Genomic DNA, 610 nt, shown 5'->3' with positions numbered 1-610 from the left:
ACCTGGATCGAGCGGACATATCACCGACGTCGCCGACAAGCCCGGTTGGGTCGATTGACACCAGTAGAGTACGAAGCAATCATAGAGCCAGCTGCACTCGCAGCATGACACTCACGCTGTCACCGATCCTTGCATCAGTCCCTTTGCCATGTGTTCGGTAACGTCTTCGAGCCAGGGACCTACAACATGGAGAGCTGGCGGCCGAACATGCATTGGAGGATGGTTATGACAGTGTGAAGTGGCCCCGGCATGACGGTTTCATCTGGCCCCACCCGCGACTCGCCGATGGTGTTGCGACGGCCACAACTGGCCCCACCCGAACCTAGAAGAACCTACTGGTTCAACAGAACGGGGCCACCACCTTGGAGTCACGAGTGGAACTCTTCGCCACCATCCGCCGCGACGCCCGCATCGAAGGACTCTCGATCCGAGCTCTCGCCAAACGCCACAACGTCCACCGCCGCACCATCCGCCAAGCCCTCGACAGTGCTGAACCACCAGCCAGAAAGCCCCCGGCTAGGGCGTGTCTCCTTTATTGACCATTCCAGGACTGGCACGGTGGAGACGTGACTACACAGCAACGACACCGAGTCTTCACTGATGAGCAGTG

1 protein-coding gene is annotated in these 610 nt (G+C 59.3%); it reads right to left on the bottom strand.

Features of this window, described 5'->3' with window-relative positions; all coding sequences use genetic code 11:
* Positions 1-368: 368 nt before the first annotated feature.
* Positions 369-610: hypothetical protein (locus tag MPN20_RS17160; protein ID WP_242784081.1), on the bottom strand; the 242-nt coding region annotated here is incomplete at its 5' end.

Source organism: Brevibacterium sp. ZH18 (assembly GCF_022748595.1).
Lineage (GTDB): Bacteria > Actinomycetota > Actinomycetes > Actinomycetales > Brevibacteriaceae > Brevibacterium.
The sequence above is the reverse complement of the archived record's forward strand: the minus strand, read 5'-3'. Positions and strand labels throughout refer to the sequence as shown.